Origin of the sequence: Halorhodospira halophila (assembly GCF_016653405.1) — a bacterium.
Taxonomy (GTDB): domain Bacteria; phylum Pseudomonadota; class Gammaproteobacteria; order Nitrococcales; family Halorhodospiraceae; genus Halorhodospira; species Halorhodospira halophila_A.
The window spans coordinates 21,203-47,677 of sequence record NZ_NHSN01000029.1 but is presented as its reverse complement, the minus strand read 5'-3'; the positions used below and the strand labels follow the sequence as shown (position 1 = coordinate 47,677).

Sequence of the window (26,475 nt, the reverse complement as noted above, 5' to 3'; positions counted from 1 at the left end):
ATTAACCGCAAGACGGTGGTGGTCCACACCGAGGATCACCGTCAGTGGAAAGTCTCCCCCGGGCTCATCAAGATGCTCCGGGATGTCCAGTGATCCCCGTCAACGACGTCACGGAATGACCGCTTACTTAGCGCTGGGGGAGACTGATGTCGATTAAGTACGAGCTGATCATCTACTGGAGCGATGGGGACCAGTCCTTCGTCGTGGAGGTTCCGGAGTTGGCGGGCTGCATGGCGGACGGGGAAACCTACGAACAGGCCGTGGCGAACGTTCAGCTGGTCATCGAGGAGTGGATCGAGACGGCGCGGGAGCTTGGCCGGCCAGTCCCCGAGCCGCGAGGGCGTTTGATGTATGCATGACAAGGGCCCATCGCGAATCGCGTGGGTGACCACCAGGGAGAGGGAAGTTGGTGGGCCGTGCAGGATTCGAACCTGCGACCAGCGGATTAAAAGTCCGATGCTCTACCAGCTGAGCTAACGGCCCACCGGAGCGCGCATTCTAACCAAGCTGCCGCCTGCAGGGAAGCGCCCGGCGGCTATTCGTCCTCGGGCAGCAGACGGCGGATCTCCGCGACCCGCTGTTGCGCCAGGTTGGCGGCGGTGCTGTCCGGGTGCTCCTCCTGGACAGCCTCGAGCTTGTCGCGGGCGTCCTCCAGTCGATCCTCCTCGAAGGCGATGTAGCCGAGCTTCAGGCGGGCGTCCGGCACCTTGTCGCTGTCGCCGTACTCGTCGATCACCCGTTCGAAGTGTTCGCCGGCGGCCTCGAAGTCGCGCTCGGCGTAGTACGTCTCGGCGATCCAGTAGACGGCGTTGGCGGCGTAGTCGCTTTCCGGGTCGGCTTCAAGGACGCCACGGAAGCCCTCGCGGGCGTCCTCGTAGAGGCCGTCGCCGAGCTGGCGGAAGGCCGCCTGGTAGAGTTCCCCGGCGTCGGCGTCCTCTTCGCTGGCCTCGCTGTCCGGGCCGTCGAGGTCGGGGATGGGGACCTGCTCCTGCTCCTGGGCCAGCCCGCGCTCCTGAAGCTCGCGCAGCCGGTCGTCCAGGTCGGCGTAGTGTTCGCGCTGGCGTTCCTGGAGTCGGCGGACCTGGCGGTCGAGGCTCTCGATATCGCCCCGCAGCTCGCGGTTTTCCTGCTTGATGCGCTCGACGTCGCGGACCAGTTCGGCCAGTCCGCGTCCGTCGAGCAGGTCCTCGAGGCGGTCGAGGCGCTGCTCGACGTCCTCGGCCACGGCAGGCGCGGCGAAGGCCAGAAGTACGGTGATGGTGGCGATCTTTCGCATAGCCGGTGTACCGCGTTAGCGCTCGTAGAGCAGCTCCGCGCGGCGGTTTTCCGCCCACGCGTCTTCGTTGGATTCGTCGATCAGCGGGTCTTCCTCGCCGTAGCTGACCACCTCGAGCTGGTCCGAGCGGGCCCCGTTGGCGCGCAGGAGCCGTTCGACCGCCTCGGCGCGCCGCTCGCCCAGGGCCAGATTGTACTCCCGCGAGCCGCGCTCGTCGGTATGGCCCTCGATGGTCATCCGCTCGTCGGGGTGTTCGCGCAGGAACTCGGCATGGGCCTCGAGGACCGGTATGTCCTCGTCGCGGATGTCGCTGGAGTCGAAGGCGAAGTGCACGCGCCGGGTCGCCAGCGGGCTGTCGGGCTCATCCAGGACGGCGGCGTCCAGCGGGTCGTCGGGGTCCAGCCCCTCGGCGCGTGCCCGCTCCAGGCGTTCTTCGTCGGCATCGCTCGGGTCTTCCAGGGCCTCGGCCTCGGTCGGATCGAAGTCTTCCGTTTCCAGTTCGGTCTCTTCGCCGGGTGCGGTCTCCGGGTCCTCGATCCAGTGGGCGCAGCCGGCCAGCAGGGCCAGGCTGGCTGCCAGCCCCAGGGTGCGCAGGGGGCGGAGCGCGACGTTTCGGTGGCTTCTGGCGGTCATGGTGTCTCGTCCTCGCAGGTGGTTTACCAGGCCGGTTCGCGTACGCGGGTATCCGGTCGTTCGGTGGACTCCAGTGGGGCCACCGCGCCGCCGATGACCGAGGCTGTGGCCAGTCGCTGCCCCTCGGTGCCGCCAGCGGTGTAGATGACCAGGTCACCGTTGGGGGCGAAGCTCGGCGATTCGTCGGCCGGCCCGTCGCTGATGATCTGCACCGCCTCGGTCTCCAGATCCTGCAGGGCGATATAGTACTGCCCGTCGTGGCGGTGAACCATGGCCATCCGCTCACCGTCGGGTGAGATGCTCGGCCGGGCGTTGTACGCCCCCTCATAGGTAACCCGTTCCGTCTCGCCGCCATCCGGCGTGGTGCGGTAGATCTGTGGCCGTCCGCCCCGGTCGGAGGTGAAGTAGATCCACTCGCCGTCGGGGCTCCAGGTGGCCTCGGTGTCGATGGCCCAGTGGTCGGTGACGGGGCGGACCTCACCGCTGGCTAGGTCGATCAGGTAGATGTTGGCGGCGCCGTCGCGCGACAGGGTGACCGCCAGCCGGTCGCCGTCCGGTGACCAGGCCGGGGCGCTGTTGATCCCGCGGAAGCTGGCTACCTGCTCGCGCTCTCCGGTGCGGATCTCCTGGACGAAAACCTCCGAGCGGCGGCCTTCAAAGGAGACGTAAGCCAGGCGGTCCCGCGACGGTGACCAGGCGGGCGAGAGCAGTGGCTCATCGGAGGTCAGGATGGTCTGTGGCCGGTGTCCGTCGGAATCGGCTACCACCAGTCGATGTTGCCGGCCCTCGCCGTCCTCGCGCTGCTCGACTGCGACGTAGGCGATCCGCTTGGTGAAGGTGCCTGGGCGGTCGGTGATCGCCTCGTAGATGCGGTCGGAGATGGTGTGGGCCAGGGTGCGCAGGTGGCGCTCTTCGGCGCGGTAGCGCCGGCCGTCGGTCCGCTGTCCCTGGAAGGCGTCAAGGAGTTCGAAGCGCACCTCGTAACGGCCGTCGGTGGCATTATCGATGCCGCCGACCACCAGATGGTCCACGCCCTGGGCGCGCCAGGTGGAGAAGCGCACGTCCTCCATGCGCCCCGGGGTGGCCACCAGGTCGTCCTCCGGCAGGACGTCGAAGCGGCCGGTGCGGGCGAGGTTGGCGGTGATGATCGGGGCGATCCCGGTCTCCGGGTCGGCGCCATCGGCGCGCTGGAACGGCACGACGGCGATGGGGGTGGCGCCCTCGATGCCGCCGATGATGTCGATCACCACGTCATCGGCGCTGGCCTGCCCGGGCAGCATCAGCAGGGCTGCCAGGTACACGGTGCTCCATACTCGGTTCAGTCGCGTCACGGCTTAACTCCGGTCCGGTGCGAATCGGAAGGTTATGGTCTGCATGCGCTCCTGCAGCGCGGCCTCGTCGGGGAAAGGCACCGGCGAGGCGGCCTGGACGGCGCGCTCGACGGAACGGTCGAAGCCGGAGTCACCGCTGCCGCTGACGACCTCGACCCGGCGCACGTCGCCGCTTCGCGAGAACGACACCCGGATGACCGCCTCGAGCCCCTCGGGCGTGCCGGTGGGGCGTCGCCAGTTGCGCTCGACAGCCTCGGCGATCGCCGCGGTGTAGCGCTGCTGCTGCCCCTGCAGTCGGCGTTGCTCCTCGGCCTCCTGGCGGGCCGCTTCCTGGCGCTGGCGTTCGGCTTCGAGTTCCTGCTGGCGCTGCGCCTCGCGCTCTTCCGCCATGCGCTGGCGGATCTCCTCGCGAAGCCGCTCCTGCTCTTCCGCCCGCTGCTCGGCTGGATCCGGCTCGGGCTCCGGTTCCGGCTCCGGTTCGGGCTCGGGCTCCGGCTCTGGCTCTGGCTCCGGCTCCGGCTCCGGCTCCGGTTCTGGCTTCGGCTCGGGTTCCGGCTCCGGCTCGGGCTCCGGCTCCGGTTCTGGCTCCGGTTCCTGACGCCGCTCCATCTCCGCCTCCACGGCGGCGCTGTCCACCGCGGTGGCCTCGATGACCGGGCCGTCGAACGAGGGGGCTTCGGGGGTGCGGGTGCAGGTTGCGAAGTTCGCACCCACCACCGTGAATACCGCCACATGCCCCAGGGTGGAGTAGATCACAAAACGCGACGGGCTGCTCGCCAGCCGGCGCGGCAGTCTGGGGGTTGGCACTCTCAGCCAGCGCATGGGCAGGGCCTCATCCCGCGTCGGGGGCCGGGCCGTTGTCCGGTGGCTGACTCATCAGTCCCACACTCGGCACCCCGGCTGCCTGGAGTTCGGCCATCAGGGCCACGACCTCGCCGTAGGCCACTTGCTGGTCGCCGCGCAGTAGCACGCGTCGCTCCGGATCGTCGCTCATGATCCCGCCGACCTGCTCCAGGAGCTCTCCCCGGGAGAGGGGCTCCTCAGGGTCGTCGGCAAGGTTGAGGTAGACCCGGCCTTCGGCGTCGACACTGACGATCAGTGGCTCCGCTTCGTCCTCGTCCAGCGGCGAGCTGCTCACCTGCGGCAGATCCAGGTCGACGCCGTGGTAGAGCAGCGGTGCGGTGACCATGAAGATCACCAGCAGCACCAGCATGACGTCGATGTACGGGACGACGTTGATCTCCGACATTGGCCGCCGACGGCTGCGGCGTGTCCCGGTCGGTGTCACCCGTGCCAAGGCGTGCCCTCCTACCTGGCCGGCGCCGCGCCGGCCGCATGCGTATGCCGCTCGAGGATGCTGGTGAACTCCTCGACGAAGGTCTCGTAGCGGTTGGCGAGCCGCTCGGCGCGGTTGGCGTAATGGTTATAGGCGATGACCGCCGGAATGGCCGCGAACAGCCCCAGGGCGGTGGCGATCAGGGCCTCGGCGATGCCCGGCGCCACGGTGGCCAGGGTCGCCTGCTGTTGCCCGGCCAGGGCGCGGAACGAGTTCATGATGCCCCACACGGTCCCGAACAGCCCCACGTACGGGCTGACCGAGCCCACCGTGGCCAGGAACTGCAGGTGGCGCTCGGCGTTGTCCAGTTCGCGGCTGACCGATACGCGCATGGCGCGATGGGCGGCCTCGACCACTGCCGCCGGCGGGGCTCCGCTCTGCTTGCGCATGCGCGAGAACTCCTGAAAGCCGGCGCGGAAGATACGCTCCATGCCGGCGTGCTCGCCGGGGCCCTCGTCGCTGAGCCGGCGGTAGATCTCGGCCAGGTTGCCGCCGGCCCAGAACTCCTCTTCGAAGCGGATGGCGGTCTGCTCGGCGCGCTTGAGGATCAGGCGCTTGTAGAGGATCAGCGCCCACGAGGTGATCGAGGCGAGGATCAGCGACAGCATCACGGCCTGCACCAGCAGGCTGGCGTCGAGGATGAGACGGATGACAGAGACGTCGGCGGTCATGGTTGTCGTTCGCGCTGGCAGGGCCGGAGGATCGAATTTAACGACAGCTAGTTACAGAAACAAGTTCCACTGGAATGACAAGTGCCGGGGCGTCGTCGCCCGGTCCGCGCTCCCGGCGAGTTACCCGAACAGGTCGCCGGAGCGGGTTGGTTGCCCGGGCACACCGAGCAGGGTGTAAGCGTGCTCGGTAGCCACCCGGCCGCGCGGGGTGCGCATCAGGTAGCCCTCCTGGATCAGGTACGGCTCGACCACGTCCTCCAGGGTGCCGCGCTCCTCGCCGATGGCGGTGGCGAGGTTGTCCAGCCCGACCGGGCCCCCGCCGAACTTGTGGACCACCGCCTCGAGCAGGCGCCGGTCTTGTTCGTCGAGGCCGTTGCGATCGACGTCGAGCAGCTCCATGGCGTCCGCGGCGACCTGCTGCGTAATCCGCCCGTCGGCCCGCACCTCGGCGAAGTCGCGCACCCGGCGCAGCAGGCGGTTGGCCACCCGGGGCGTGCCGCGGGCTCGGCGGGCGATCTCAGCGGCGCCGTGCGCCTCGGCGCTGACCCCCAGTCGGCCGGCCGAGCGCTCGACGATGCGCGTCAGCTCGTCCACCGGGTAATAGGCGAGGCGCTGCACGATGCCGAAGCGGTCGCGCAGCGGCGAGGTCAGCAGGCCGGCCCGTGTGGTGGCCCCGACCAGGGTGAATGGCGGCAGGTCGAGCTTGATCGAGCGCGCTGCCGGCCCCTCGCCGATGACGATGTCGATCCGGAAATCCTCCATGGCCGGGTAGAGCACCTCCTCGACCACCGAGGAGAGCCGGTGGATCTCGTCGATGAACAGGACGTCGCCGGGCTCGAGGTTGGTCAGGATGGCCGCCAGGTCACCGGGGCGGTCGAGGACCGGTCCGGAACTCTGGCGGAGGTTGGCGCCCATCTCGGTGGCGATGATGTTGGCCAGCGTGGTCTTGCCCAGCCCCGGCGGGCCGAAGAGCAGGGTGTGGTCCAGCGGTTCGTTGCGCCCCCGGGCGGCGTGAATGAAGATCTCCAGCTGTTCGCGCACCCCGGCCTGGCCGACGTACTCGTCCAGGCTCACCGGGCGCAGGGCGCGCTCCAGCGCCGCCTCTTCGCCGTTGCCGGCAGCGTCGATGATGCGCTCGGGCGGTCCGTGTTCGTCGCTCATGATCACCCCCCTCGCGGCACGGCGCGCTGAAGCGCACGCCGGATGATCGCTTCACAGCCAAGGCCCGGCTCGGCCGCGCCGCGGGCCATGCGCGAGGCTTCGGGCGGTTTGTAGCCCAGAGCGACGAGGCCCTCAACGGCCTCGCCCACCGGGTCATCCCCGCCTGCGGGCTGGTCGGCCTGCTGCGTGGCGGTGCCGGCGCCGCCGGAGGCGATGCCTTCGAGTCGGTCGCGCAGTTCGACGATGAGTCGCTCGGCGGTCTTGCGGCCGATTCCCGGTACCTGAGTCAGCCGTTTGGGGTCGTCGTCGCGGACGCAGCGGACCAGCTCCTCGCCGTCGACACCGGAGAGCAGGGCCAGGCCCAGCTTGGGCCCCACCCCGGAGACCCGGATCAGCCGCCGGAACAGGTCGCGCTCGGTGCGCGCGCGGAAGCCAAACAGGGTCTGCCCGTCCTCGCGGACGCTGAGGTGGGTATGCAGAATGACCTCCTGGCCGGTCTCGGGGAGGGCCTCGATGGTGGACAGCGGTGCCTCGACCTCGTAGCCGAGCCCGTTGACCTCGACCACCAGGGTGGGGGGGCGCTTCTCGAGCAGGGTACCGCGCAGTCGGGCGATCATCGCGGGGCTCCGGAGGCGGCCTGCGCCAGCGGCGCGCTGCGGTGATGGGCGTGGCAGAGGGCGGCGGCCAGAGCGTCGGCGGCGTCCTCGGCCGGGTTGGTGCGCAGACGCAGCAGCGCCCGGACCATGTAGCCCACCTGGCCCTTGTCGGCGCGGCCGCTGCCTGCGACGGCCTGCTTGATCCGCGCCGGCGCGTACTCGGCCACCGGCAGTCCGGCGTGGACGCAGGCGGTCAGCGCGGCGCCGCGGGCGTGCCCGAGCTTGAGCGCGGTGTCGGCGTTGCGGTGGACGAAGACCTGCTCGAGGGCGACCTCGTCGGGGTGGTGCTCGGCGATCAGCCCGGCCAGGCCGTCGAAGATGCGGCCCAGTCGCTCGGCCAGTCCAGACTGCCGGGGCAGGCGCAGCGTCCCCTCAGCCACCAGGCGACAGGGCCGGCCGTCGTCGACGATCCCGTAGCCGGTGACCCGCGAGCCGGGGTCGATGCCGAGGATGCGGGTCATCGCCTAGCCTTCTTCGTAGGCCTCCGCCGGCAGGTCGGCGTTGGTGTAGACGTGCTGCACGTCGTCCAGATCCTCCAGGCGCTCGATCAGCTTGGCGGTGCTGCGGGCGTTCTCGCCCTCGACCTGTACGGTCAGGTCCGGGCGCTGGGTCACGTCCGCCTGGGCCGGCTCCAGCCCGGCGAGGATCAGCGCATCGCGCACGCCCCGGTAGGCCTCCGGGGTCGTGAGCACCTCCAGCGAGCCGTCGTCGTTCTCTACCAGGTCATCGGCGCCGGCCTCCAGGGCGACTTCGAGCACTTGGTCGCCGTCCGTGCCCGGGGCGAAGATCAGCACACCGCGCTCCTGAAAGAGATAGGCGACCGAGTTGTCGGTGCCCATCTTGCCGCCGTGCTTGCTGAAGGCGTGGCGAACCTCGGAGACGGTGCGGTTGCGGTTGTCGGTCATGCAGTCGACCATGATCGCCGAGCCGCCGGGGCCGTAGCCCTCGTAGCGGATCTCCTCGTAGGCCTCCGCCTCCTCCAGGCCGGCGCCCTTCTTGATGGCGGCGTCGGCGCGGTCCTTGGGCAGGTTCACCGCGAAGGCGCGGTCCAGGGCCAGCCGCAGCCGCGCGTTCATCTCCGGGTCGGGCCCGCCAAGGCGCGCCGCGACGGTGATCTCGCGGATGTGCTTGGTGAAGATCTTGGACCGTTTGGCGTCCTGCGCCCACTTGTGGCGCTTGATGTTGGCCCACTTGCTGTGTCCAGCCATGGATCCTCTACAGGCTTGCTCGTCGGGGGGTCGCTCGAGCGCGTCAGGATACCACGCCCGCCGGGTTGGCTCCGAGGAGCCGCTTACGCCGCGGCCGGCTCGATCACGGCCCGGGCGTCCTCGCGCAAGTCGCGGCGCAGTAGCTTACCCACGGCGGATTTGGGTAGGGCGTCGCGGAAGATCACCCGCCGGGGTACCTTGTAGTTGGTCAGCTGCTGCCGGGCGAAATCGATCAGCTCCGGCTCGGTGAGTTCCTCGTCGCCGGGCGTGACCACGAATGCGACCACCGTTTCGCCCGCCTCGCCCCGCGGCGCGCCGACTACGGCGACCTCGGCCACGGCCGGGTGCTCGGCGAGGGCCTCCTCGACCTCATTGGGGTACACGTTGAAGCCGGAGACGTCGATCATGTCCTTCTTGCGGTCGACGATGTGGATGTAGCCGTCGCTGTCCATGTAGCCGATGTCACCGGTGTGGAACCATCCTCCGCGCAGTGCCAGGCGGTTCTCCTCGGGGCGTTGCCAGTAGCCTTCGAACACCTGCGGGCCGCGGCCGACGATCTCGCCGGTCTGGCCCTGGGGGACGGGCTGGTCGTTGTCGTCGACGATGCGCACATCCGTGCCGGGCAGTGGAACCCCGACACTGCCCAGGCGGTTCTCGCCGTGGGGCGGGTTCACCGCCAGGACCGGGCTGGTCTCGGTCAGTCCGTAGCCTTCGAGTGGGGTGTGGCCAAGGAGCGACCGCCACTGTTCGGCGGTGCTGCGGTGCAGGGCGGTGCCGCCGGCGATGGCGAAATCCAGGTGCCTTGGCGGGTTGTTGCGGAACCACTCCGCCTGCAGCAGGCCGTGGAAGAGCAGGTTGACCGCCGAGAACTTGCTGACCGGGAACTGTTCGAAGGCCTTGCGCAGCTTGTCCACCGGTCGCGGCGAGGGGCAGAGGATGTTTCGGCAGCCGTAGTGGTGGAAGGTCAGCAGATTAAAGGTGAAGGCAAAGATGTGGTAGAGCGGCAGCGCGGTCAGGACCACGTCCTGCCCCGGGCGGATGGCGTCGCCGGCCATGGCGCTGATCTGGCCGAGGTTGGCGAGGATGTTGCGGTTGCGCAGCTCTGCGCCCTTGGGTAGCCCGGTGGTGCCGCCGGTGTACTGCAGCAGGGCGAGGTCGTCGGCGCCGCGCTCGGGCCAGGGCTGCGGGCCCAGGTGTTCGCCGCGGCTCAGGACCGCCCCGAGCCGGCGGGCGTTCGGCGGTGCTGCCGGGATCTCGCGCTTGGCCCGCAGCACGCCGTGGACCAGTCCGCGTTTGAGCCAGGGGAAGAGGTCGGCGATGCCGGTCAGCACCACTTCCTCGACCGCGGTTCCGGTCAGGGCGCCGGAGAGCTTGTCGGCGAAGAGATCGACGATGACCAGCACGCGTGCGCCGCTGTCGCTCAGCTGGTGCTGCATCTCCCGCGGGGTGAAGAGCGGGTTGATGTTCACCAGCACCGCGCCGGCGCGCAGAGTGCCGAAGACGGCGATCGGGTAGGGGAGGGAGTTGGGCATCTGGAGCGCCACCCGGTCGCCGGGGCGGATCCCGGCTTCGGCGATCAGCCAGGCGGCGAAGCAGTCGGCCAGGCGGTCGACGGTGGCGAAATCCAGGCTGGCATGCAGGCCGTTCTCCAGGCAGGCGGTGTAGGCAGGCAGCCGCGGGGTTTGCTCGGCCCGCCGCCGGGCGATGTCCGCCACCGTGGTCAGTTCCTGCAGCGTCGGGTCGGTGCCGTGACGGGTGCCGTAGCAGCGCTCCCAGGGGCGGGCATCGTAGAATGCGGCGGCGCCTTGATCGCTCATGGTTCTCCTCCGTCGACCGTAGGTTTTTTTTGTCGTTGTGAGGTTAAACGATCTGATCTGTCCGGAGCACCATCACTGTGTCTGCACCCCTGCGAATCCGAACCCTGCCGTACATCGCTGATGGACCCGCGGCCATGCGCGCGCTTGGCGGCGAGGCGTGGTCGGCGTGGCTCGATTCGGGCCACGGTGGCTGCGCCGGAGCGCGCTACGACATCCTCGTCGCCCGGCCGACGGTTACCCTGGTCGCCGCCGGCGGGCAGACCACCATCCGCCGCGGCGGGCGAGTAGAGCGCCGCGGCGGCGATCCGCTGGCGCACCTGGCCGCCGAGCTCGATGCCCTCGGGCCGCTGCCGGTCGATGGCCGCTGGCCGTTCACTGGCGGCGCAGTGGGGTATTTCGGCTACGATCTGGGGCGGCGGCTGATGGGGGTGGGGGGACCGGACCCCGGCATGCCCGAGATGGCGGTGGGCATCTACGAGCAGGCGGTGATCACCGACCATCATCACGGCTGCAGCATGGCGGTGGGGCGGCGCCTCGATGAGGACTGGTTGGCCGATATGGCGCGGCGCCGGGAGGCGGGTGGCAGCGTGCAGCCGTGGTCCACGGCCGGAGCGCTCCGGCGCGAACCGGAGGCCGACGGGTACGCCGCCGCCTTCCGGCGGGTGCAGGCGTATTTGCACGCCGGCGACTGTTATCAGGTAAATCTGGCCCGCCGCTTCTCGGTGCCCTACCGGGGCGATCCGCGGGCCGCCTACCTCGCCCTGCGCGCCGCTTCGTCGGCACCGTTCGCGGCGTGGCTGCGCTTCCCCGGGGGCGATGTGCTCAGCCTGTCGCCGGAGCGTTTCCTGCATCTCGATGGCGATGGGGGAGTGACCACGGAGCCGATCAAGGGCACCCGGCCGCGGGCGGCCGATCCGGCTGAGGATGCGGCGGCCCGGCGTGATCTGTTGGGCAGTGCCAAGGACCGGGCCGAGAACGTGATGATCGTGGACCTGCTGCGCAACGACCTGGGCAAGGGGTGCGCGGTGGGCAGCGTGCGGGTGCCCTCGCTGTGCCGGGCGGAACGCTTTGCCAGCGTGCACCATCTGGTCAGCACCGTGACCGGACGCCTGGCGCCGGGGCGGTGTGCCACCGATCTACTGCGTGACTGCCTGCCCGGCGGTTCCATCACCGGTGCGCCGAAGCGCCGGGCCATGGAGATCATCGCCGAGCTCGAGCCGGGGCCGCGCGGTGTTTACTGTGGGGCCATCGGCTACCTGGGGCTGGACGGGCGCATGGACACCAGCATCGCCATTCGGACCGCCACCTGTCGCGGCGGGACCATGACCTACTGGGCCGGCGGGGGCGTGGTAGCGGACTCCACCGCCGAGGCCGAGCTGCAGGAGACGGAGGACAAGGCCGCCGGCTTCCTGTCACTGGCCGAAGGCGGAGGGCCCGCGGCGGCGGTCAGTCGTCGCCGCTGAGCAGCTGCGCGAAGGCTGCCAGGGCCTCGTACTCCTCGCGGCAGGCGGTGCTCACGCGTTCGAGTTTGCGCTGCGGGATGGGCGGGGCGTCGGCGCACTGCTCCGGATCGAAGCCCCGTTGCAGCCACTCGTTGGCGAACCGGATGGTGGCCACCAGGTCCGCGTGGGGGCCCTCGTAGCGGTCGCGGTGGGCGTTCTCGGTGGCGACGGCGATCGGCTCGGGGATCGACCACTCGCGCAACAGCAGTGCGCCGGCCTCGCCGTAGTCGCAGCCGAGCGCCTGGTAGGTCAGTCCGGCCAGCGAGCGCTCCGGGTCCGCCTCATGTTCGGCGAGGATCTCATCCATGGTCTGCGGGAAGATGTGGACCAGCAGGAGCAGGCCGATGCTGTGCAGGACGCCGCCCAGATAGGCGGCGTCGCGGCTCTCGCGCGGCGCGGCATCGGGGGCGAGGCGGGCGGCACAGAAGGCGGTGCCCAGGGCCTCGTGCCAATAGCGCTGCAGCTGGAAGTGTGGGCACTGGGCGGTCCGGAAGAGTTCGTTGAGCAGCAGCGAGGTGGCGAGCACGCGTACCCGGTTGAGCCCGATGCGCATGATCGCCTGCTCGAGCGAGTAGACGGTCTCGCGCCGGGAGAAGAAGGCGTAATTGGCGATGGCCACGATGCGCGCCGCCAGGCCCGGCTCGCGGGCCAGGGTTTCGGCGACATCACTGATGTTGACCTCGTTGTGGCTGGTGGCCACAAGGATGTCGTGAGCGACGTAGGGCAGGGCGGGCAGGGTCTCGGAATCACCCAGCCGCTCCAGTGTGGCCACCCGGTCGGCGTTGCCCATGAGAAACCTCGGTTGCGGTTCGGTGGGGCCAGCCTGGGGGGTCGGGCCAGCGCCGCGTGAAAGTTCTCCCCCATGTTAGCAACTCGCTTGACACTCTACGCACCGCAGCATAGGGTTCGGTTGCCCGCGCCGGAGGCCCTGAATGTCAGATACCCGGATCATCAAGAAGTACCCCAACCGCCGCCTCTACGATACGGCGATCTCGAGCTATATCACCCTGGCCGACGTCAAGCGCCTGGTGCTCGAGAGTGTCGACTTCCAGGTCGTCGACGCCAAGACGCGTGAGGACATTACCCGCAGCATCCTGCTCCAGATCATCAGCGAGGAGGAGGAGGAGGGCGAGCCGATCTTCTCCAGCCAGCTGTTGGCCCAGTTGATCCGGGCCTACGGCGGCAACATGCAGAACATGCTCACCAGCTATCTGGAGAAGAGCCTGGAGCTCTGGGCGGATCAGCAGCGCGTCTTCCAGCAGCGTACCCGCGAGTTCATGGACCATAACCCCATGAACATCATGACCCAGTTCGCCGAGCGTAACCTGGCCCTGTGGCGCCAGATGAGCGGGATGGACAGCAGCCGCGACGAGGAAGGCAGCCGTGACGAGGAAGGCAGCGGCGGGTTCGAGGATCCGCCCGCCTCCAACCGGGGCCCCGGTCGCCACCGCCAGGATCAGTAAAGCTGAATAACTGACCCCGCCAAGGCTTTCCGGCTTTCCAGGGTGCGCTGTGCCGGGTGATTTCGCAGGTCTCCCGTAACCCCTCCAGATTCCGCCCTGCGCCGTCGTTGGCCGGGCTTGCCGGCCCGCGTTGACACTCGCTGCGGCGCAGCATAAGCTTCTTAGGCGCAGCATATGCTGCGATGCACAAAAGTGGTGCAGCGCGGCATCCGGCCGTGCGCCCGCTGCGTGCAAGTCCAATGCAGAAAAGCGAGGAATACCGATATGGCAGGTCGTTTGGCCCTGGTAACCGGAGGCAACGGTGGCATCGGCACCGCTGTCTGTCGCGAACTCGCCGCGCAGGGATATCGCGTGGTCACCACCTGCGTGGACGCCAAGGCGGAGCGCGTTGAGGATTGGCAGGCGCAGCTGCGCGAGGAGGGCTACGAGGTCGGCTACGTTGAGTGCAACGTGGCGGATTACGAGTCCTGCCAGCGCATGGCCGAACAGATGAAGCAGGCCTACGGCGAGGTGGAGGTGCTGGTCAATCTCGCCGGCATCACCCGTGACGCCTTTTGCCACAAGATGGAGCACCAGGACTGGCAGGATGTCATCGACATCAACCTGGACAGCGTGTTCAACGTCACGCGCCAGTTCCTCAACGGCATGCGGGATCGCGGCTTCGGGCGCATCGTCAATGTCGCCTCGGTGAACGGTCAGACCGGGCAGTTCGGTCAGGCGAACTACTCCGCGGCCAAGGCCGGCATGCACGGCTTCACCATGGCGCTGGCCAAGGAGAACGCACGTAAGGGTGTCTCGGTGAACACCGTCTCACCCGGGTACGTGGCGACGAGCATGACGGCGGCGATCCCGGATAACGTGCGCGAGCAGATCGTTTCGCAGATCCCGGCGGGCCGCATGGCCGAGCCCGGTGAGATCGCGCGGGTGATCGGCTTCCTGGTAGCGGACGAGTCGGGCTACATCACCGGCGCCAATGTGCCGGTCAACGGTGGTCAGTTCTGCAGCTTCTGAGCCGGTTTGGCCCGCCCCGGTGATCAGCGATTGCTCAGGGGCGGGCAGTATTTGACAGCCCAATGTGACGGGGCTATCATGTTGCGTAGCAACAATGCCGCGGCCCACCCGGCGCGCCGGACTCCGGCGGCCAGGCGCCAAGCGGGCCTGCGGTGAGGCTCCTGAAGGAGCCAAAGTTTTGTTAGCCGGTCTCCTCCTGGCGGCGTCTCCTCCCCGGAGACAATTGTCGCCAACTCCTTGCCCCCTCTCTGAGGGGGTTTTTTTTTGGGCGCAGCCCCGGCTCAACCGCACCCGGTATGGGCTGGAGATTGTGGTGACGCCGGGCGTCGGCTGCAAGCATTCTCGATGCGGCGCTGCATCATCGGCGTCTACTCCGCCAGCCAGGCCACGATCCGTGGCAGGAGTTCGGCGTGGGCTCGGCGGCTGATAAACACGCCCAGGTGCCCTCCGGGAAAGGCCAGTTCGCCGTAGTCCGTTGAGCCGATGTGGTCCCGCAAGGCGCGCGCGGCATCGGCCGGGACCAGGTGGTCCTGTTCGGCGTAGACATTGAGGGTCGGGTGCTCGATGTTGCCCAGGTGCACCGGCCGGCCGTTAAGGGTCAGCGTGCCACGCAGCAGCCCGTTGCGCTGGTAGCACTCGCGGCCGAATTCGGCGAAAGCGGTGGCCGCCTGGTCGGGGCTGTCGTACATCCAGCGCTCCAGGCGCAGGAAGTCGTGGAGGGCCTCCGGGTGGCCGGCCAGCTCGGGCAGGTCCATGTAGCGCTGGGCGAGCAGGCGGTAGGGCTTGAGGGCGACAAACACGCCGTTGAGCCACTCCGCCGAGATGTTGCCGAGGGTTTGTGTCGCCTGGTCGAAGTCGACCTCCTGAGCCATGCGGCTGAGGTTGTCCCCGGGGGTGTGGAAGTCCACCGGGGTCACCAGGTTCACCAGCCGGTGGACGCGGTGCGGCTGCAGCGCGGCCAGACACAGCGCGAAGACGCCGCCCTGGCAGACGCCGAGCAGGTCGGGGGAGGCGCCCTCGCTGGTGGCCACCTCTGCGGCCGCCGCGGCAAGGAACTCGTCGATGTAGTCCGCCAGGCCCAGGAAGCGGTCGGCGCCCTTCGGGTAGCCCCAGTCGAGGAGGTAGACCGGGTGGCCGGCCCGGGTCAGGGCGGCGATGAGCGAGCGGCGCTCGGTGAGGTCGAGGATGAAGGGGCGGTTGACCAGCGAGTAGACGATGAGCACCGGCCGCTGGCCGGTGCTGCGCGCCGGGGCGTAGCGGCGCAGGTGCATGCCCGGCCCCGGTTCGGCGTGGAGGGTGAAGGGGGTTGCGCCCCGGGTGTCCACGGGTAGCTCGGCCCCCTGCTCGAGGGTCTCGATCAGGCGGCGCTGCCAGTCGGTCAGGCCGCTGTCGGGTGGGTTCTCGGCCATCACTGCTCCCGTCGCCCTGCTGTGCGTTCGGCCCGCAGGGCCTTCACCTCTTCGCGCAGGCGTGCCACCTCTTCGCGCAGGGCGGCCAGCTCGTCGCCCTGCGCCGTGCGGCGCTGGCCGCGCTCGAGCTCGACCAGGCGGCGCTGGGTATCGAGGAAGTCATCCCGGTTGGGCAGGTCCAGGGTGCGCAGCCCGGTGTCGAGCTGCTCTTGGTAGCGGCCGACGAGCTCGGTGGTGGCGTTGGTCAGCCGGCCGAAGGCCGAGGCCCACTGCTGTGAGGCCAGGGTCTGCTCGTAGCAGGCCTCGCTGTCGGTCAGCCACCACTCGTAAAGCGCCCGGTAGCTCTCCGGTAGCGACTGCTGTGGGTCCTGTGCGGCTGTCTGCAGGTGCTGCTCCAGGGTGTCGAGCCCAGTGCGGGCCGATTCGAGCAGGATCCGGGCGCACTGGGCGTGGGCGTGCAGGTAGCGGTCCAGGGCGATCTGCAGTCCCTGGGTGCGCTCGAGGCCGTGCTGCCAGGGGCCGAGCCGGGCGAGGGTCTGCAGCCACGGCGCCAGCCAATTGGGGTGTTCGTCTTCGGGGGGGTCGCCTGTTCTGGCCGCGCCGGGCACGGTGTTCAGGCCGGCCAGGGTGGTGTCGAGCTGGGCGCGCAGGCTGCCGAAGGCGGCCGCGCAGGCCGGCCCCGGCGTGCCACCGTCGGCCTCCAGCGCGCGCCAAAGCACGCCGACGGGCGTGGCATCGTTCATGCGTAGGATCCAGTCGCTGTCGAAGGCTTCGCCGGACGCCATTAGCGCGCTCCCAGGGTGCCGCGGCAGTCTACTAAGTCCGCGGAACCACTGGCTAGTCCGCGCTGCGCTGCGTCCAGCGTTCCTTGAGCGCCTCGGCGCGGGCGCGCTGGTAGCGATCCTCGCCGGCGTGGCGAATGGCGTTGTTCAGTTGAGCCACGGCCAGGTTCTGCTCGCCGCGGGCGCGATAGTGCTCGGCCAGGGCGATGTAGCCCTCGGCCTCGCGCCCGGAGGCGTGGGCGGCGTCGGCGAGCAGGCGGAGCAGCTGCGGCGATCCGCCGGACCCGCGGGCGGCGCGGGCCAGCACCCGGCGGGCCTGTTCGGCGTCGTCGGTCGCCAGCAGGGTCTCGGCCAGGCGGTAGGTGGTGGCCCAGCTGCCCGGGTAGAGGGAGCGGGCCTCACGGTAGGTGGCCAGCGCCTGCTCGGTGTCGCCGGCGGCGCGCAGGATCTCGGCGCGGCCGAGGAGCACGTAGAGCCGCTCGCCCTCAATGGCGCTGAGGCTGTCGAGCAGTGCCAGGGCCTGGGCGTGCTGGCCCGACTCGCGGGAGAGTGCCAGGGCCAGGCCGTAGAGGGCGGCGGCCCGCGCGGTCGGGTTGTCGGCACTGCGCCGCAGCTGGTCCTGCATGAACGCCACCGCGCTGGTGCTGCGGTCCTCGTGGGTGAAGACCTGCTGCCGGGCGCGGATGAAGGCGTGGTGGCCGCTCTCATAGATGGCGCCACCCTCGAGGCGTTCGGCCAGGCGCTGCGCCTCGTTGAGGCGCCGCTCGGTCAGCGGGTGAGTGCTGAGATACTCCGGCGGATCCTCGGCGAAGCGGGAGGCCTCGGCCAGACGCTCGAAGAATCCGGGCATGCCGTGCGGGTCGAGACCCGCCGCGACCAGATTGTGCAGGCCGACCCGGTCGGCCTCCTGCTCGTGGGCGCGGGAGTGGCTCAGCTGCTGCTGGATGGGGGCGGCGATGCCGGCCATGGCTGCGGCGCTGCCTGCCTGAGGGTTCTGCGAGCCGACCAGAATGGCGGCCAGGACCGCGGCGGCGGTCTGCAGATTGAGCTGCTGCGACTGGGCGTACTGCCGGGCGATGTGGCGCTGTGTGACGTGGGCGATCTCGTGGGCGAGCACGCCGGCGAGTTCGCTCTCGGTGCGGGTTTCGCGGATCAGCCCGGTATGCAGCCCGATGAACCCGCCGGGCAGGGCGAAGGCGTTGATCTGGTCGTCCTCGACCAGGAAGAAGCTGTAGCCGAACCCCGGCTCGTTGCTGTGCGCCGCCAGGCGTTGCCCGAGGTTCTGCAGGTACTCGTTGGTCTCCGGGTCCTCGTGCAGCGGCAGGTGCTGCCGGACCTGGCGCATGATTTCGGTGCCGAGTTCGCGTTCCTTGTGCACGGGCAGGGCTTCGGCGCCGGGTACGCCGAGCTGCGGCAGCTGGACGCCGTCCGCCTGGGCCGGCTGCAGGGCCGGGGCGGTGAGCAGTAGCGCAGCCAGCAGCAGGGCCGAGGCCGTTCGGAGGAGGCGATCGAGCATGGTTATATGATGAGACCGGTCGCCGCGGATGCGAGTTCCCGCGGGCGCAAGGATGATCCCGCTACGTTATCATCAATGCGCGATCCGCGAAGGAGATGCGCCCTTGGAGCTGATACGTAGCTGGCTGCGCCGCACATTCAACGATCCTCAGATCGCTGCCTTCATCATCCTCATGGTGGTCGGCCTAGGGGCGCTGCTGATGCTTGGCAGCATCCTTGCGCCGGTGATCGCCGCCGTGGTCATCGCCTATCTGCTCGAGGGCGTGGTGCGGGCGTTCGAGCGCTTTGGGGTGCCCCGGATGCTGGCGGTGGTGATCGTGATCCTCTTCCTCACCACCTTCCTGATCCTGGTGCTATTCGCGCTGATCCCGCTGCTCTACCGCCAGGTGGGGCAGCTGGTCGATCAGTTGCCGGCGATCCTCGCCCAGGGGCAGATGCTGCTCCTGCAGCTGCCCGAACACTACCCGCAGCTCTTCTCCGAGGCTCAGATCCGCGAGATGCTGGATACCGCCCGGCGCGAGATCACCGATCTGGGGCAGCGGGTGGTGGCCTCGGTGACCGTGCAGTCGCTGATGATCCTCGGCACCCTGGTCATCTATGCCGTGCTGGTCCCCTTCCTGGTCTTCTTCCTGCTCAAGGACAAGCGGCTATTGCTGCAGTGGGTCAGCAACCATATGCCGCGCCACCGCGCCTTCGCCTCGGAGGTCTGGCTCGACGTCGATCAGCAGATCGGCAACTACGTCCGCGGCAAGTTCATCGAGATCGTGATCGTTTGGGCGGTGACCTACATCACGTTCTCGGTCCTCGGTCTGCCGTTCGCCATGCTGTTGGCGGTGGCCACCGGGTTGTCGGTGATCATCCCTTATATCGGCGCCTTCGTGATGACCGTGCCGGTGGCGCTGATCGCCTACTTCCACTTCGGGGTCAGTCAGGAGTTGGTCTACGTCCTGGTGGCCTACACGATCATTCAGGTCCTCGACGGCAATGTGCTGGTGCCGCTGCTCTTCTCCGAGGTGGTCAACCTCCACCCGGTGGCGATCATCGTCTCCATCCTGGTCTTTGGCGGGATCTGGGGGTTCTGGGGGATCTTCTTCGCCATCCCGCTGGCCACCTTCATCCAGGCGATCATCAAGGCCTGGGTGCGACGGCGCAAACCGCCGGATGAAGAGTCCGCGGGGGTTGAGGAGGAGCTGGTGCCCTGAGCCGGGCGGGTTCCCCGTGGCCGCGGCGGGTCAGAGGACGTCCGAGGCGTAATCGGCCAGCCGCGAGCGCTCGCCCCGACGCAGGGTCACGTGGCCGCTGTGGGGCCAGTCCTTGAGGCGGTCGACCACGTAGGTCAGCCCCGAGGTGCTCTCGGTCAGGTAGGGGGTGTCGATCTGGCCGATGTTGCCGAGGCAGATCACCTTGGTGCCCGGGCCGGCCCGGGTGATCAGGGTTTTCATCTGTTTGGCGGTGAGGTTCTGCGCCTCGTCGAGGATGACGAACTTCTCCAGGAAGGTCCGCCCGCGCATGAAGCTCATCGAGCGGATGCGCACCCGGGAGTGGAGCAGGTCGGCGGTGGCCGCCCGCGCCCAGTCGCCGCCAAGCCCGCTGTCCGGCGCGCTGAGCACCTCCAGGTTGTCCATCAGCGCCCCCATCCAGGGGGTCATCTTCTCCTCTTCGGTGCCCGGGAGGTAGCCGATCTCCTCGCCGATGGCCACGGTGGCCCGGGTGGCGATCACCTCGCGGTAGCGGCCCTGGTCCATGGTCTGCGCCAGTCCGGCGGCCAGGGTGAGCAGGGTTTTGCCGGTGCCGGCGGCGCCTAGCAGCGAGACCAGGTCGATCTCCGGGTCCATGAGCAGGTGCAGGGCAAAGTTCTGCTCGCGGTTGCGGGCCCGGACACCCCAGACCGCGTTGCGTTCGCGGAAATCGGCCACCGGCGCGAGCACGGCGTGCCGGTCCTCGAAGCCGCGCACCACACCCTCGAAGCCGTCCTCGGCGTAGAGGCACTGGTTGACCCGCCACACGGTGTCCTCGGGCACCGGTACCCGGTAGCCGCGCTCGTGGGCGCGGGCCCGTTGCCACACGTCCGCCGGGATGGCCTCGACGCCCGTCGGCAGCAGATCGACGTCGTCGATGACCCGGTCGCTCTCGTAGTCCTCGGCGGCGATGCCGGCCACCTGGGCGCGGATGCGCAGGTTGATGTCCTTGGAGACTAGGACCGGGGTCTGCGCCCGGCCCTCGCGCAAACGTCCGGCGGCGGCGAGGATGGCCGAGTCGCCGCGGCCGTGGCCCTCGGTCTCGAAGAACAGCCGCCCGGACGGCTCGCCCGGGGCGCCGCTGCCCAGGGCGACGCCGTCGTGCAGAGAGCCGGGGGTGTGGCCGGCGAGCAGGTCGTCGAGGAAGCGGCTGACCTGGCGGGCGTTGCGCGCCACCTCGGAGAGCCCCTCTTTGGCGGCGTCGAGTTCCTCGAGCACCGCCGAGGGCAGGCAGACGTCGTGCTCCTCGAAGTGGAACAGTGCGGTCGGGTCGTGCACCAGGACCGACGTGTCGAGCACGTAGATGCGTTCGGCGAGCGGCTGGTTCATGGCGGTTTCATCCCCGTGCCGGGGTTGCTTGTTCCGGGGCGACGGCTACTTGGCCGGCTCCATGATGGCGTCCAGATTGAACTGGTCGCAGAAGTCCATGAACTCGTCGCGCAGGCTGGCGATGTGTACGCCGGCCGGGACGTCCACGGTCAGGTAGACCGAGAACATCGGAGTGCCCGTGTGCGCCGCCGCGTAGCTGGCGGTGTTCATGTCGCGGATGTTGATCTCGCGCGTGGCGAAGAAGTTGGCGAGCTCGGCGACGATCCCCGGGTGATCGAGGGCGACGACCTCCACCGAGTAAGGCAGCAGCTGCTCACCGGTGCTAGCCGGCTCAGTGCGCTGGATATGGATCTCCAGGCCCATACGCCGCGCCGAGTGGGGCAGGCTGGTCTCGAGCTTGGCCAACTCGTTCCAGCGCCCGGAAACCATGAGGATCATGGCGAACTCGCCGCCGAGCACGCTCATGCGGCTGTCGGCGATGTTGCAGCCGGTTTCGGTAACCGCGCCGGCCAACTCGCGCACGATGCCCGGGCGGTCGTGCCCGAGGGCGGTGATGACCATCAGGTTGTGCATCGCACTGCTCGCCCTGCTTGGGTGTGCGGCGGCAGTCTAGCACGGAACTTGGCCTGGATGGGGCGCGCCGCCCGGCGTCATCCTTGCTTGGCGCCGCGCACCCCGCTTAGTACCATGAGTCCCTTGCCGATCTGACTCGAGACCGATGACGGAGGTGGTGATGTTCCGCGGCAGCATGGTGGCGATGGTCACCCCGATGAAGGCGCAGGATGGAATTCGGGACGCCGTGGACGAGAAGGCGCTCAAGCAGCTCGTCGAATTCCACGTCGAGCAGGGCAGCGACGCCATCGTGGCCGTCGGCACCACCGGCGAGTCGGCCACCCTCGATTACGAAGAGCACCGGGACGTCATCCGCGCCACGGTGGAGGCCGCTGCGGGCCGGATCCCGGTCATCGGTGGCACCGGCGCCAACTCGACCTGGGAGGCCATCGAGCTGACCCGCAGCGCGATGGAAGCCGGCTGTGACGCGGCGCTGCTGGTGGTGCCCTACTACAACAAGCCCACCCAGGAGGGGCTGGTCCAGCACTTCACGGCCATCGCCGAGGCGGTGCCGATCCCGCAGATCCTCTACAACGTGCCCGGGCGCACCGGCTGCGACATGCTCCCCGAGACCGTCGCCCGCCTGGCCGATCTGCCCAACGTGGTCGGCCTCAAGGAGGCGCAGGGTACGGTCGAGCGCGCCGAGGAGGTGATCCGGCTCTGCGGCGATCGGCTGGATGTCTTCGCCGGTGACGACTTCAACGCGCTGGGCATGATGCGCGTCGGCGGCAAGGGGGTCATCTCGGTGAGCGCCAACGTGGCGCCGCGGCAGATGCGCGAGCTCTGCGCCGCCGCGCTGAGTGGCGACATGGAGAGCGCCGAGGCCATCAACGAGCGGTTGACGCCGCTGCACCAGGCGATGTTCTGCGAGCCGAACCCGGTGCCGGTCAAGTGGGCGGTGGAGCAGCTCGGCATGGCCGACTCGGGTATGCGGCTGCCCATGACCCGCTTGACCGACGCCGGTCAGGCGCGGGTCCGGCAGGCGATGATCGACGCCGGTCTGCTGTGAGGGGAGCGACCGCCAGGGGCGTGCGCTGGCTCCCGGTGGCGCTGCTCGCCGCCGGGCTGCTTGGCGCCTGTGCCACCGACCCGCTGACCCGCGACGAGGCCGAGTACCCCGACCACCTGGTCATCCCGCCGGATCTGGTCGGTGAGCCGGACCCCGCCGCAGCGGAGCCGCCGGCCGCGGAGCCGGACGCCGACGAGGAGCTGCCGGTGGACGTCGAGCGCACCATCCCCTCGCGGCTCACCGAGGTCGACGGCGATCCGCGGCTCGCCTTGGGGATGGGGATCAATCAGGCCTGGACCGGTACCGGCGCCGCGCTCAATCGTCTGGATTTCACCGTGCTCGAGCGCCAGCGCGACGAGCTCTACTACCTGATCCGCTACGAGCCGCGGGCGGACGAGGAGATCGAGCAGCCCGGCCTGTTCGCGCGCTGGTTCGGCGGGGCCGAGCGCATCGACACCGCGCCGCAGCGCTTCCGTATCCAGATCGCCCGTGAGGACGGGCAGGTGGTGGCCAGGGTCCTCGACGAGGACGGCGAGCCGGCCGCACAAGCGGTCGCCGAACGGCTGCTGACCCTGCTCGATCGCCAGCTCTACTGACCATGTTGCAGATTCCCGGAAAACGCGCCCTCTCCCCCTTCCGCCTCGACAAGCTGCGTGACGAGCTGCGCACCGCCTGTGCGGCGGTGCACGCCGTCGACGCCATGCACTGCCACTTCGTGGCCACTGAACGGCCCCTTTCCGAAGCGCAGCACGAGGTTCTGCTGCAGCTGCTCGACTACGGGGCCGACTACCCGGCGCCGGCCGGTGCCGACGGCGAGGTAACCACGCTTCTGGTGGTGCCGCGCCCCGGCACCGTCTCGCCGTGGTCGAGCAAGGCTACGGACATCGCCCGCAACTGTGGGCTCAGCGATGTCGAGCGTATCGAGCGTGGCACACTGTTTCGCATCATCAGCGACGGCCCCCTGACCGGGGCTGCGCGTCAGGCCGTTGTTGCGGCGATCCACGACCCGCTGACCGATGCCGTGCTCGACGGCCCGGAGGAGGCCGAGGCGCTGTTCCGGGACAGCCAGCCGCGCCCGGTGGCCGAGGTCGACGTCCTTGGCGGCGGGCGCGAGGCGCTGACCCGGGCGGATGCCGAGCTGGGTCTGGCGCTGGCCGAGGACGAGATCGACTACTTGCTCGAGAGCTACGACGGCCTGGGGCGCAACCCCACCGACGTCGAGTTGATGATGTTCGCCCAGGCGAACTCGGAGCACTGCCGGCACAAGATCTTCAACGCCGACTGGGTCATCGACGGTGAGGCGCAGCCGCAGTCGCTGTTCGCCATGATCCGCCGCAGCCACGAGGCCAGCCCCGGTGGCGTGCTCTCGGCGTACAGCGACAATGCCGCCGTGGCCGCCGGTTTCGAGGCCCGGCGCCTGCACGCCGGGGCCGACGGATGCTACCGCGAACACCCTGAGCCGGCTCACCTGGTGATGAAGGTCGAGACCCACAACCACCCGACCGCGATCGAGCCGTTCGCCGGTGCCGCCACCGGTGCCGGCGGCGAGATCCGTGACGAGGCGGCCACCGGCGTCGGTGGTCGCACCAAGGCGGGGCTGACCGGCTTTTCGGTGTCCAATCTGCGCATCCCCGGCTTTCAGCAGCCGTGGGAAGGCCCGGAAGCCCGGCCGCGGCGGATCGCCTCGCCGCTGGCGATCATGCTCGATGGCCCCCTGGGGGCAGCCGGCTACAACAACGAGTTCGGGCGGCCGGCGCTGAGCGGCTACTTCCGCACGCTGGAGCTCGCCGCGCCGGCGGCCGGCGGCGGCGAGCAGGTGCGTGGCTACCACAAACCGATCATGATCGCCGGCGGCATGGGCAACATCCGCGACGATCACGTCCATAAGCGCCATCTGCCTGCGGGGACGCCGGTGGTGGTGCTGGGCGGACCGGCCCTGCTCATTGGGCTGGGCGGCGGGGCGGCCTCGTCGGTGGCCAGCGGCAGCGGCGACGAGGCGTTGGATCTCGCCTCGGTGCAGCGCGACAACCCCGAGATGCAGCGGCGCGCGCAAGGGGTGCTGGACGCCTGCACGGCCCGCGGCGACGGCAATCCGATCCATTCCATCCACGACGTGGGCGCCGGCGGCCTGTCCAACGCCATCCCCGAGATCCTCGACGATGCCGACCGCGGCGGGCGCGTCGAGCTGCGTACGATCCCCATCGACGACCCGGGCATGTCGCCGCTGGAGATCTGGTGCAACGAGTCCCAGGAGCGCTACGTCCTGGCTGTGGACCCCGAGCGGCTGGCCGAGTTCGAGGCGCTGTGCGCCCGCGAGCGCTGCCCCTACGCCGTGGTGGGTGAGACCACCGATGCCCGCGAGCTGGTCGTCGGCGACGGCTACTTCGACAACACGCCGGTGGACCTGCCCATGGAGCTGCTCCTGGGCAAACCACCCAAGATGTTGCGCGATGTCCGCCGCCGGGCTGTGGCCGGAGCGCCGCTGGATCTGGGCGGGGTGACCGTGGTCGAGGCGCTGGAGCGGGTGCTGCAGCTGCCCGCCGTCGCGTCCAAGGAGTTCCTCATTACCATCGGCGATCGGACCGTCACTGGGCAGGTGGTGCGGGATCAGATGGTCGGCCCTTGGCAGGTGCCGGTGGCCGATTGCGCGGTCACCGTCTCGGACTATCGCGGCTATGCCGGCGAGGCCATGGCGGTGGGCGAGCGGCCCACGGTGGCCATCCTCGACGCCCCGGCCTCCGGTCGGCTGGCCGTGGCCGAGGCCCTGACCAACCTGGCCACTGCCGGGGTGGGGCGGCTTGCTGCGGTGAACCTCTCCGCCAACTGGATGGCTGCCTGCGGCCACGACGGCGAGGACGCCGCGCTGTATGACACGGTGGCCGCCGTGGGTCGGGATCTCTGCCCGGAGTTGGGGGTGGCCATCCCGGTGGGGAAGGATTCGCTGTCCATGCGCACGGTCTGGGAGGAAGCCGGCGGGCAGCGCTCGGTAACGGCGCCGGTCTCGTTGGTGGTCTCTGCCTTCGCCCCGGTTGCCGACGTGCGCCGGGCGGTCACGCCGCAGCTGCAGCCGCAGCCGGACACCGTTCTGGTGGCGCTGGAACTCAGCGGCGAGCGGCATCGTCTCGGCGGCTCCGCCCTGGCGCAGGTCTACCGTCGCATCGGCGAACGCCCGGCGGATCTGGACAGCCCGGCGGCGCTGCGCTGGGCCTTCGACCACGTACAGGACCTACTCGCCGAGGGGCGCATCCTGGCCTGTCACGATCGCTCCGACGGCGGCCTGCTGGTCACCCTCTGCGAGATGGCCTTCGCCGGGCGGTGCGGTTTCGAGGTGGATCTGGACGCCGTTTCCGGCGAGGGCCCGGACGGGCTCCTGTCTGCCGCCTTCAGCGAGGAGCCCGGCCTGGTCCTGCAGCTGACCGCTGCCGAGGCCGATGCCCTGGAATCCGCCGCCGCCGATGCTCCGGAGGGCGTCCGGGTGCGCCGGCTGGGGCAGCCGCGTGCGGACGATCGAGTGGTGGTCCACGGCGCGGGGGGCGCGCTGCTGGATCGGCCCCGGCGGGAGCTGCAGCGGATCTGGGCCGAGACCAGCTACCGGATGCAGGCTCTGCGCGACGACCCCGAGTGCGCCGCCGAGGCCTTCGACGCCATCCCGGACAGCGACGATCCCGGCCTGACCGCTACGCAGGCAGTTTTCGATCCGGCCGAGGATGTGGCGGCCCCGTACATCGCCACCGGAGCGCGGCCTCGCGTGGCGGTGCTCCGCGAGCAGGGCGTCAATGGCCACGTGGAGATGGCTGCGGCCTTCCATGCCGCCGGTTTCGAGGCCGTAGACGTCCACATGAGCGATATCCTCGGCGGCAGCGACGACCTGACCGGCTACCACGGGTTGGCCGCCTGCGGCGGCTTCTCCTTCGGCGACGTCCTCGGTGCAGGGGGCGGCTGGGCCAAGAGCATCCGCTTCCACGACGGCGCCCGGGAGGCCTTCCAGGCCTTCTTCCACCGTCCGGATACCTTCACCCTGGGCGTGTGCAACGGCTGCCAGATGCTCGCCCATCTGCGCGATCTCATCCCCGGCGCCGGGGCCTGGCCGCGTTTCGTGCGCAACCGCTCGGAGCAGTTCGAGGCGCGTCTGGCCCTGGTCGAGGTGGTGGACTCGCCCTCGGTGCTGCTGCGCGGCATGGCCGGCTCGCGCCTCCCGCTGGCGGTGGCCCACGGCGAGGGTCGGGTGGACTTCAGCGCCGGCGACGCGGCGGCGGCCCGGCCGGTGCTGCGCTACATCGACGGCGACGGCCGGCCGGCGAATGCCTATCCGGCCAATCCCAACGGCTCGGCCGGGGGGATGACCGGTTTCACCAGCGACGACGGCCGGGCGACGATCCTGATGCCGCACCCCGAGCGGGTGTTCCGGAGCGTGCAGTACTCCTGGCATCCGCCCGAGTGGGGCGAGGACGGCCCCTGGCTGCGCATGTTCCGCAACGCGCGGGCTTGGGTTGGCTGAGATCGGCCCGTACCTTAT

Annotated in this window: 25 protein-coding genes and 1 tRNA gene; 8 read left to right on the top strand and 18 right to left on the bottom strand. The window is 69.6% G+C overall.

Features of this window, described 5'->3' with window-relative positions:
* The first annotated feature begins 146 nt into the window (after positions 1–146).
* Positions 147–359, top strand: coding sequence for a type II toxin-antitoxin system HicB family antitoxin (locus CCR79_RS11795; protein ID WP_201172998.1), 213 nt, complete (start codon positions 147–149; stop codon positions 357–359).
* Between the two features lie 48 nt (positions 360–407).
* Here the strand turns inward: CCR79_RS11795 and CCR79_RS11790 are convergent.
* The 12 genes from CCR79_RS11790 to CCR79_RS11735 all read right to left on the bottom strand — a co-directional run bounded on the left by CCR79_RS11790 (position 408) and on the right by CCR79_RS11735 (position 10,089).
* Positions 408–483 (bottom strand) — tRNA-Lys (locus CCR79_RS11790).
* Positions 484–535: 52 nt separating this feature from the next.
* Complete coding sequence (gene ybgF, locus CCR79_RS11785) at positions 536–1,276, bottom strand: tol-pal system protein YbgF (RefSeq protein ID WP_201172997.1); 741 nt, start codon at positions 1,274–1,276, stop codon at positions 536–538.
* A gap of 15 nt (positions 1,277–1,291) precedes the next feature.
* Positions 1,292–1,909, bottom strand: a complete 618-nt coding sequence (gene pal, locus CCR79_RS11780) for a peptidoglycan-associated lipoprotein Pal (protein WP_201172994.1) — start codon at positions 1,907–1,909, stop codon at positions 1,292–1,294.
* 23 nt (positions 1,910–1,932) lie between these two features.
* Positions 1,933–3,210 (bottom strand): Tol-Pal system beta propeller repeat protein TolB, encoded by a 1,278-nt coding sequence (tolB, locus tag CCR79_RS11775; protein ID WP_345941499.1) that lies wholly within the window; start codon positions 3,208–3,210, stop codon positions 1,933–1,935.
* Between the two features lie 33 nt (positions 3,211–3,243).
* Positions 3,244–4,062, bottom strand: a complete 819-nt coding sequence (locus tag CCR79_RS11770; RefSeq protein ID WP_242510923.1) for a cell envelope integrity protein TolA — start codon at positions 4,060–4,062, stop codon at positions 3,244–3,246.
* A gap of 10 nt (positions 4,063–4,072) precedes the next feature.
* On the bottom strand, positions 4,073–4,489 hold the full coding sequence (tolR, locus tag CCR79_RS11765) for a protein TolR (RefSeq protein ID WP_201172989.1): 417 nt from the start codon (positions 4,487–4,489) through the stop codon (positions 4,073–4,075).
* Positions 4,490–4,548: 59 nt separating this feature from the next.
* The gene (tolQ, locus tag CCR79_RS11760) at positions 4,549–5,247 is read right to left on the bottom strand and encodes a protein TolQ (RefSeq protein WP_201172987.1); all 699 of its coding nucleotides are present in this window, start codon (positions 5,245–5,247) and stop codon (positions 4,549–4,551) included.
* Between the two features lie 120 nt (positions 5,248–5,367).
* Positions 5,368–6,408, bottom strand: a complete 1,041-nt coding sequence (gene ruvB / locus CCR79_RS11755) for a Holliday junction branch migration DNA helicase RuvB (RefSeq protein WP_201172985.1) — start codon at positions 6,406–6,408, stop codon at positions 5,368–5,370.
* 2 nt (positions 6,409–6,410) lie between these two features.
* A complete protein-coding gene (gene ruvA, locus CCR79_RS11750; RefSeq protein WP_201172982.1) occupies positions 6,411–7,025 on the bottom strand; it encodes a Holliday junction branch migration protein RuvA in 615 nt (204 codons plus the stop codon).
* Positions 7,022–7,525: a crossover junction endodeoxyribonuclease RuvC gene (gene ruvC, locus CCR79_RS11745; protein WP_201172980.1), complete on the bottom strand. Its 504-nt coding sequence runs from the start codon at positions 7,523–7,525 to the stop codon at positions 7,022–7,024. Before ruvC ends, ruvA begins: the two co-directional genes overlap by 4 nt.
* A 3-nt stretch (positions 7,526–7,528) precedes the next feature.
* Positions 7,529–8,272 (bottom strand): YebC/PmpR family DNA-binding transcriptional regulator, encoded by a 744-nt coding sequence (locus CCR79_RS11740; RefSeq protein WP_201172977.1) that lies wholly within the window; start codon positions 8,270–8,272, stop codon positions 7,529–7,531.
* 83 nt (positions 8,273–8,355) lie between these two features.
* Complete coding sequence (locus tag CCR79_RS11735) at positions 8,356–10,089, bottom strand: AMP-binding protein (RefSeq protein WP_201172974.1); 1,734 nt, start codon at positions 10,087–10,089, stop codon at positions 8,356–8,358.
* Positions 10,090–10,223: 134 nt separating this feature from the next.
* Between CCR79_RS11735 and pabB the strand changes: the two genes are divergently transcribed.
* Positions 10,224–11,552 (top strand): aminodeoxychorismate synthase component I, encoded by a 1,329-nt coding sequence (gene pabB / locus CCR79_RS11730; protein WP_207190385.1) that lies wholly within the window; start codon positions 10,224–10,226, stop codon positions 11,550–11,552.
* On the opposite strand, the gene CCR79_RS11725 is transcribed toward pabB, so the two are convergent.
* Positions 11,536–12,381: an HDOD domain-containing protein gene (locus CCR79_RS11725; protein WP_201172968.1), complete on the bottom strand. Its 846-nt coding sequence runs from the start codon at positions 12,379–12,381 to the stop codon at positions 11,536–11,538. The two genes, pabB and CCR79_RS11725, sit on opposite strands and share 17 nt — an antisense overlap.
* A gap of 142 nt (positions 12,382–12,523) precedes the next feature.
* Here CCR79_RS11725 and phaR point away from each other — a divergent pair, with 142 nt between their 5' ends.
* Together phaR and phbB are read left to right on the top strand one after the other, a co-directional pair.
* Complete coding sequence (gene phaR / locus CCR79_RS11720; RefSeq protein ID WP_201172965.1) at positions 12,524–13,054, top strand: polyhydroxyalkanoate synthesis repressor PhaR; 531 nt, start codon at positions 12,524–12,526, stop codon at positions 13,052–13,054.
* 264 nt (positions 13,055–13,318) lie between these two features.
* The gene (gene phbB / locus CCR79_RS11715; RefSeq protein ID WP_201172951.1) at positions 13,319–14,065 is read left to right on the top strand and encodes an acetoacetyl-CoA reductase; all 747 of its coding nucleotides are present in this window, start codon (positions 13,319–13,321) and stop codon (positions 14,063–14,065) included.
* A gap of 368 nt (positions 14,066–14,433) precedes the next feature.
* Here the strand turns inward: phbB and CCR79_RS11710 are convergent, their stop codons facing one another.
* From CCR79_RS11710 to CCR79_RS11700, 3 genes are read right to left on the bottom strand one after another with little or no spacing between them, the layout of a single operon-like run.
* Positions 14,434–15,474, bottom strand: a complete 1,041-nt coding sequence (locus CCR79_RS11710; RefSeq protein ID WP_201172949.1) for an alpha/beta fold hydrolase — start codon at positions 15,472–15,474, stop codon at positions 14,434–14,436.
* Positions 15,474–16,259, bottom strand: a complete 786-nt coding sequence (locus CCR79_RS11705) for a poly(R)-hydroxyalkanoic acid synthase subunit PhaE (RefSeq protein ID WP_201172939.1) — start codon at positions 16,257–16,259, stop codon at positions 15,474–15,476. Before CCR79_RS11705 ends, CCR79_RS11710 begins: the two co-directional genes overlap by 1 nt.
* Positions 16,260–16,311: 52 nt before the next feature.
* Positions 16,312–17,772, bottom strand: a complete 1,461-nt coding sequence (locus tag CCR79_RS11700; RefSeq protein ID WP_201172936.1) for a M48 family metalloprotease — start codon at positions 17,770–17,772, stop codon at positions 16,312–16,314.
* Positions 17,773–17,875: 103 nt separating this feature from the next.
* Here CCR79_RS11700 and CCR79_RS11695 point away from each other — a divergent pair, with 103 nt between their 5' ends.
* Positions 17,876–18,973, top strand: coding sequence for an AI-2E family transporter (locus CCR79_RS11695; protein WP_201172930.1), 1,098 nt, complete (start codon positions 17,876–17,878; stop codon positions 18,971–18,973).
* A 30-nt stretch (positions 18,974–19,003) separates the two neighbouring features.
* On the opposite strand, the gene CCR79_RS11690 is transcribed toward CCR79_RS11695, so the two are convergent.
* Positions 19,004–20,338 (bottom strand): PhoH family protein, encoded by a 1,335-nt coding sequence (locus tag CCR79_RS11690; protein ID WP_201172927.1) that lies wholly within the window; start codon positions 20,336–20,338, stop codon positions 19,004–19,006.
* Positions 20,339–20,383: 45 nt separating this feature from the next.
* Complete coding sequence (locus tag CCR79_RS11685) at positions 20,384–20,911, bottom strand: glycine cleavage system protein R (RefSeq protein WP_201172925.1); 528 nt, start codon at positions 20,909–20,911, stop codon at positions 20,384–20,386.
* 160 nt (positions 20,912–21,071) lie between these two features.
* On the opposite strand from CCR79_RS11685, the gene dapA reads away from it, so the two are divergent.
* From dapA to purL, 3 genes are read left to right on the top strand one after another with little or no spacing between them, the layout of a single operon-like run.
* The gene (dapA, locus tag CCR79_RS11680; protein ID WP_201172922.1) at positions 21,072–21,959 is read left to right on the top strand and encodes a 4-hydroxy-tetrahydrodipicolinate synthase; all 888 of its coding nucleotides are present in this window, start codon (positions 21,072–21,074) and stop codon (positions 21,957–21,959) included.
* Between the two features lie 20 nt (positions 21,960–21,979).
* Positions 21,980–22,555 carry an outer membrane protein assembly factor BamC gene (bamC, locus tag CCR79_RS13720; protein ID WP_201172920.1) on the top strand — a complete coding sequence of 192 codons (576 nt, stop codon included), beginning with the start codon at positions 21,980–21,982 and terminating at the stop codon, positions 22,553–22,555.
* A gap of 2 nt (positions 22,556–22,557) precedes the next feature.
* Positions 22,558–26,457: a phosphoribosylformylglycinamidine synthase gene (purL, locus tag CCR79_RS11670; protein WP_201172919.1), complete on the top strand. Its 3,900-nt coding sequence runs from the start codon at positions 22,558–22,560 to the stop codon at positions 26,455–26,457.
* Positions 26,458–26,475: the final 18 nt, after the last annotated feature.